The sequence below is a fragment of the Ligilactobacillus equi DSM 15833 = JCM 10991 genome, from assembly GCF_001435735.1.
Taxonomy (GTDB): domain Bacteria; phylum Bacillota; class Bacilli; order Lactobacillales; family Lactobacillaceae; genus Ligilactobacillus; species Ligilactobacillus equi.
In genome coordinates this window covers 78,737-85,506 of sequence record NZ_AZFH01000010.1, presented here as the reverse complement: position 1 = coordinate 85,506, position 6,770 = coordinate 78,737, and the positions used below count along the sequence as shown (strand labels likewise).

Sequence of the window (6,770 nt, the reverse complement as noted above, 5' to 3'; positions counted from 1 at the left end):
TGTTAAGCTTTTTTTGCGAATTTTCAAATATTACGAACTAGCAAATCGCGTATAATAATATATAATTTTATATTTTATTATATTTTTATATATACAAATATATCACGACGTGATATACTTAATATGTAAACAGATGACAACAACTAGGAGGACTTTTATTATGTCAAATGTATTGTTTGCGATTGACTTAGGAAATCGTCAAATTAAAACAAGTGATGGAGAAATGACAGACATTATTCCAACTTCTCTTGTTAGGGAAAAAGATTATTCAGGATATGGTGAGTCTAAATTAGAAGATTTTGAATTATACACCATTGATAATGAATCTTGCTATATCGGAAAAGATGTCAAAAAATTTATTAATGCACGTAGTGGACTTCAAACTAGTACGGATCGTTATGTTGATAATCAAATTTTTAAATTTTTAGCTATTGCTGCTATTGCTAGATATGCTAAAAATCATTTGAGTTCCAAAAAAGGAAATTTAAAAATTACTTTGATGGCAGGTTTACCAAGTGAAGATTTTCAAAACAATAAAAATATCGAAAATGTTCGAAAAATCTTTTCTGGTAAGCATGAAGTGATTTATAATAATAATGGTGAGGAGAGAGTGGTTAACTTTACAGTTGATGAAGTTTACTTTGTTCCTCAGCCATATGGTTCTTTCCTTTCAACTGCTTTAAAAGGAATTGATATTGTGGAAGGTATTGGAGATCAAGAAGATTTCGATCGTTATGATGAATACAATAAAAGTAGATTAGCAATTATTGATGTTGGAGGCGGAGACTTACAATTTGTTATTGTAGAGTATGGACAGTTTGTAACAGATAAAGCTATTCAACTTAGAATGGGTGCTATTGAATTATTTAATGATATTCGTAGTCGACTTATGAAAGAATACAATATAAAGGGTAATCATAATGAGATTGAATCTCTAGTAAGAGAAGGAATTGAAAATAATACTTATCGTTTTGTATATAAAGTCAACAGACGCAAGGAAATTGATATAACTGATATTGTTGTAGAAAGTATTGAAGATTGGACTCGCCGTATTGTAGAAGAGTTCCAACTTGCTTATCGTGATTCTGAAACATTAGATTTTGTGATGATTGCTGGTGGCGGTGCAAATATTGTTGATAAAGAAATTATCGACAATGCTTTTAATAAAGAATATGAACGCACTGTATTTGTTTCTAATAGTGAAATGGCTAATGTTGACGGATATATCAAGCGACTACAAATTTTAGAAAATGGTGGCGATTAGTCGATGGGAAAAAATAAAGGAATATACGTTGCTTTGGATTATGAAAAAGAAGGGGATATTATTCAATTTTTGGAGTCATCTCCTTTTAGTAAAAAAGCTCTTGTTATACTTGGGTTGCGTGAACTTATGAAACAAGATAGTGTGTCTGTATCACTCAGTAATAACTTAAATGCACAGATTAATACAAGAAATGAATTTCAAGAACCCAACAATAGTGCTAATAGCATGGACGTTTCTTCAGAATTTGATACACCTACGAGAGTTGTTGAACAATATAAGCAACAAGGTGAAGCAATGCCAAATATGCCAAACGATAGAACGGTATCTGAGAAAAGGCCGGGAAATAAAATTCACCGAAAAATTACAAATGGTGGCATTCTAAAATAAAATTATATACGCTTTAAAAACGTAAATGGAACCTTCAAAAAAGTTTCGTAAACGCAAATAAAGCCGTCGATAGACGGCTGAAATAACATTTTAACATTTTTGGTCGTCACCGACCTAATCCCAAAAGCAAGTGCTGGAACACTTGCTTTTTTCAATTATTATATTCTATTGCTTCAAATAAGGCAAATCAGATTAAAGTTATTATCATAACTACTAAGTTCCATCCCACGTGATTCAACATATTTTGTCTAATGTCCTTAAAAATCAAATAGTTTCCCGTTAAGAAAATCGAAATTATACCGTAATTAATAACGTTAGCAATGGTTAAATCAGTCCCGATGTGGGCAAAACAGAATAGTAAAGCAGAAATAGCTGCTGAAACGTACTTTGAAATTCGTGATCCATTTATAGGGATCATTAGGTATCTAAAAATGTATTCTTCAGCAATTGGAGCAAGCACTACAACATAAACAAGCATTACCATTGATGATAATCCACCATAATTTATCAATTTTAAGATGTGCTTAGTATTCTCGGAATCTTTGGTAACAATACCAACTTTACTAGATAAATAAATACTAATTGCCAAAACGATGTACATAACGATAACAAAGCATGTTGCTTTTATTATTCTTTTAAAGCCGCTAGGACTTGAATTACTGTTGATATTGGTTGTATTTCTGATTGTCGCATCTATCACCGTTAGGAAAAATGCGAAGATGAGTAAAAAGGCAACTGTATAAGATAGACTATTCTTATGAACGCTCCAGACTCCTAAAGCTATCTGCTCAAGAATTAATAACAAGAAACTGATAATGAATCTTGTGAGTGTTTTTTTATTTTCAGGTTGTATTATTTTTATTATAAAGTTGAATGTGTTAGTTAGCATTTACTTCTCTCTTTTCTTAGTGTGTTTTTTTCTGTTTTTGTACTTGATGCTTGGTTTCTTGCTTGATTTTTGAGTGCCTTTTTGCTTTTGTTGTTGCGAGTTTCTGTTTGAGCTCAAGTTACGATAACCAGTAAATTTTTTGGCACTTCTCAGACTCCGATGTTTGATTACTCTAACTTGGCTTCTTGCTCTGACGTACTTAATAGCAAGATAAATAATAGCGACTGCTAAACCACTAAATAAAGAGTTAACAAAGTACAACAGGTAAGACATGTTAGGTGTAAAATCAGCAAATGTCTTAGTGACAAAGGCGAAATACAGTTGACCTAACCAGAGAATCAGATAAGCACCCATAAGAGATGCAATAAATAGAGCTATTGCGATGCTGTTTTCTTTGAGATTGTTCTTAAGAGGCGCATATAAATCAAGGTTAGTAAGTTCTTTAGGTGAAAATCTAATACTAGTAATGCCTTTGAGTATTGGTATTAAACTTACTATTCCAAAAAACGTTAGTAAGAAATAGTTTAATAAAATATGCTGCTTCCACAGGAAGAGGCCAGAGATAGTTCCACCTAAGATGGATAGTGTTAAGACTCCAAAATAAACGAGAGTCTTTTTTTGTTTGATTTTGTTCAGCCCATAAAAGACATATGCAGATAGAATAAGCGCTAAAAGCAATAATTGAAATCTATATAGATGCGTCATTACATAACCTTCACCAACTTCTTTTTTCCCGTAAACATGGCTAGAAAAAGTAATCATCCCCGTTTCAATCAAGGAAAGGACTAGTCCTAAGTAGAATAAGACTATCTTTACCACTCTAAATTTTTGGATGCCAGTAATAATGTTTTTTAAAGCAACGCTAAGAACAAAGATAATTCCAGTAGCGGAAAAGGTATAGAGCGTTTGATATATGGTGTAGATAAACAAGTTTGTCATCCCAGAATTAAATAAATTCCAAATATTATTGGTTACCCACGTATAAACGCTAACGATAGCAATGACTACAAGAAAAGCAAGGATAATTTTTGTAAATCTCTTTTTTAGTTTAAGACGAGTCATGACTTTATAACCAACAATTCCTAATACGAGTACAGAAAACCTTGTCAGTAAATCAACAAGGTTGTACGTGTTAAGTAATTGTTTGTTAGATGCCTTAACCGTTAGAGAAATAGCATTAAGATAGTTGGCAACCATGAGTGTAGGGAAAAAGGCTAGAAATAAGATTAAGGTGTATCTAGCACCACTTTCTAGTATCTGAAGAACGTTTTGCCTGACATAGAAATGAATTTTAGGTACTTTGAATTTTCTCATAAATTAATCCTCGTTGAATTTTCTATTGAAATTTCTTGTTAGTTGTAGGGTTGATCCCTTTAACAATCTTTTTCCATTTAGCTTTGTTAGTTCCTTGGTATTGATAGATTGTTTTGTTGTGCCTTTTAACAAGAATAGACGGAGTATGAAGAATACCTTGGTTTCTAACAAGGGTAGCAATAGCATTATCGTCAACATTAAGCGTAATCACATTTTGAGTTTTGTTAAGTTCGTGCAATGCAGGAACAACGGTTTTTCTAACCTTTTTGCAATCTTGGCAACTCGGTCTATATATATATTCGTAGATAATTTTATCTTGTGCAAAGCTTTTTTGCTCAAAAACGTTGATATCATAGACTTCTTTCACCTTGTCCCTCATAGAGTATCGTAATTGATATCGTATAAAAAACAATGGTATTATTATAACTAAAGGTATTATAATTAACGAAACAGATTGTATTTTTTTCAAAAAAATCACCTCGTTTTAATTATATACTAGTTTGCCCCCAAATTGTTTATTGTGTTAGGAAAAAAGTCATTGACTACGAACTAAAGGAGGTAATAACTTGAAATTTGCGGGTCAAAATTTTGGACCAGATGGAGACGATAAAAAACGAAAGCTTGCGGAAAATAATACTAATACAAATTCTGATGTTAACGTTGATGGTAGTAATCAAAGTGCTAAAGATTTTAAATCTGATGCAAGTGAAAAACTTAGTGATACTTTTAGTGATATTAAGTCTAAGTTAAACCCAGTGGAGGGTGCTAAGAACCTTGCTAAAGATTCCTTTGGTATAAAAAGGTCTTCAAAAGATACTGGAGAAGATGAAAGTAAAGATAATAAGAATCCCGAAGATGACGATGGTGGATTGCTTGATGCTCGTACTGATGATGAAAAGAAAAATGACGATAGCAACGATGGTGATAAAGATATTAATGCTATTGGTAATAAAGCTACAAGTGGTCTGAGGCAGAGTGGGGAAAAGGTTATATCGGCTGGAGCGGCGAATGCTGATAAACTGTTAGTAGGTTATGGAGCTTATAAAGCTGCTAGCGGTCTTAGCAAGCTCATAAGTGGTGCGGTACACTTAGCTAATAGGGTATGGGACGTTGCGACTACTTTTCCTGTTTTAGGTCCTGCGGTTAAAATGCTTGGCAATGGTGTCGGATATCTTCTTAAAGGTTCTGGAACTTATTTATGGAATGGTGCCAAAGGGGCTTGGGGGGCAATTAAATCTGGTGCTATTTTAAAACATCCCTTTGCTACTATGTGGGGTGGTGCTAAGTATGCTTTTAATGGACTTTGGGGCGGTGTTGAACGAGGCCTCGGTGCTGTTCCTAAACTTGCACACTGGGCGATAACCGGGCAAGGACTGCGTGTTGTTGGTCAAACGGCTGCCGGTGTTCCTAAATTACTAAGTGGTATATGGTCTGGGCTGAACTTTTTAGCAGGTAAGCTTTTAAGTAACTTAGGTCCATTACTTGCTATGGGGGCAAAATTAGGTAAAGCACTTGGAGCAATGTTATTAAACGGTTTAAAAGCTGTTTTACAAGCTTCAGCTGTAATCGGTAAGACTGTGCTTGGCTCTTTGGGGGTAACAGCTACTAATGTGATTTCAACAACGGTTGGCGCTTCCTTAATGCTGGCTCCTCTTAGTGCTATTGGTTATACGGGGTATGAATTACTCCGTGACCGTAATATTTCTTACCCCGGTCTATGTTCAACACAAAATAGTTCGAATGCACTTTCTCCCAGTGCTGATGTTGAATCAGGGGTTGGTGGAGAATGGACTAAAAAGGGGACAAAAGAATATAGTATTGCAAAAGATTTATGGGACGCTAGTATAAAACATGGTTTTAACGGTGTACAAGCCGCTGGTATTTTGGGTAATGCTTATACGGAAAGTGCTGGATTTCATAAATTAGATCAAGATCAAATTGGCGGTGGTGGTGGTAAAGGTTTGTTCCAGTTTACAGGAGCTACTTTAACTGCTGTTAAAGCAACAAAATCTTGGGATAATTCTTGGTCTGCTGATAATCAGTTACTGTCCTTTATCGAGGTTGAAAAGCACACAGGATTCCCACAATTTTTATCCACGACAAAGGGATCTGATGATATTGAAAACTCGATTTCTGCATGGCTGAAATATATGGAGCGTGCAGGTGTACCTAACCTTGAATCACGTCTTTCAGCAGGTAAAGAAGCATACTCTCTTTTTCATGGTGAAAGCGAAAAAGGTGATGAATCAAAATTACAAGCAATGGTTGATGGCAATACTAGTGCTATTGCGATGTTAAATTCGGCAACTGCATCAGCACTTAATAACCTTAACTGTAGAAATGGTGGTAATCTTGGTGCTGCGGATGGAAACATCTTAAGCATTGCAAAAGCTCTTGAAGGCTACTTCACTTATGAAAATAGTCGTCCTGTTTTACCACACGTTTCTAAAAATGGTAAGCTTGATAGTATTGACGATGTTAACCGTAACGGGGATACTGACTGTTCTGGTTACGTATGGTTAGTATTAAAACTGGCTGGGTACAAGGTTCCTGAAGGTGGTTGGTTTACAATGTCAATGGCAAATGATGCTCAAGGACCAAAACAATACCTTAAGGAAATTCCTATATCAGAAGCCAAAGCCGGTGATATTGTTATCGCTAACTTAAAAGGTACTGGTGGTTCAGGTAGTAACGGGCATACCGCTATTTTAGCAGCGGATCCAAAAGGTATTTCTGATGGTGATGGTTTGTTAAATTCTTCTACTCCAATCTGGAATGAAGGCGGTGGTAGTGACTCTGTTTCTAAGTCAAAGATGAACTACTCCTTCTATGGTTGGGCCGGTGCAGCTGATTGTATTGTGGCTCGCCCTGTATCGAAAGCAAAAGATTAAATTTTTTTGGAAAGGCTAAAAATTT

6 protein-coding genes are annotated in these 6,770 nt (G+C 34.9%); 3 read left to right on the top strand and 3 right to left on the bottom strand.

Annotated elements, in window-relative coordinates:
- Positions 1 to 160 precede the first annotated feature (160 nt).
- Both FC36_RS01880 and FC36_RS01875 read left to right on the top strand, forming a co-directional pair.
- Entirely contained in the window at positions 161 to 1,264 is a 1,104-nt protein-coding gene (locus tag FC36_RS01880) for a ParM/StbA family protein (RefSeq protein ID WP_023859305.1), read from the top strand.
- A 3-nt stretch (positions 1,265 to 1,267) separates the two neighbouring features.
- Positions 1,268 to 1,651, top strand: coding sequence for a hypothetical protein (locus FC36_RS01875; protein ID WP_023859304.1), 384 nt, complete (start codon positions 1,268 to 1,270; stop codon positions 1,649 to 1,651).
- 187 nt (positions 1,652 to 1,838) lie between these two features.
- Here the strand turns inward: FC36_RS01875 and FC36_RS12085 are convergent, their stop codons facing one another.
- The 3 genes from FC36_RS12085 to FC36_RS01860 form a co-directional block, all read right to left on the bottom strand.
- A complete protein-coding gene (locus FC36_RS12085) occupies positions 1,839 to 2,135 on the bottom strand; it encodes a CPBP family intramembrane glutamic endopeptidase (protein WP_161628283.1) in 297 nt (98 codons plus the stop codon).
- Positions 2,136 to 2,540: 405 nt separating this feature from the next.
- Positions 2,541 to 3,854, bottom strand: coding sequence for a hypothetical protein (locus tag FC36_RS01865; protein WP_056986676.1), 1,314 nt, complete (start codon positions 3,852 to 3,854; stop codon positions 2,541 to 2,543).
- Between the two features lie 22 nt (positions 3,855 to 3,876).
- A complete protein-coding gene (locus FC36_RS01860) occupies positions 3,877 to 4,221 on the bottom strand; it encodes a DUF6568 family protein (protein ID WP_161628284.1) in 345 nt (114 codons plus the stop codon).
- Between the two features lie 199 nt (positions 4,222 to 4,420).
- Between FC36_RS01860 and FC36_RS01855 the strand changes: the two genes are divergently transcribed.
- Positions 4,421 to 6,745, top strand: a complete 2,325-nt coding sequence (locus FC36_RS01855; RefSeq protein WP_025021467.1) for a phage tail tip lysozyme — start codon at positions 4,421 to 4,423, stop codon at positions 6,743 to 6,745.
- The last annotated feature ends 25 nt before the right edge of the window (positions 6,746 to 6,770 follow it).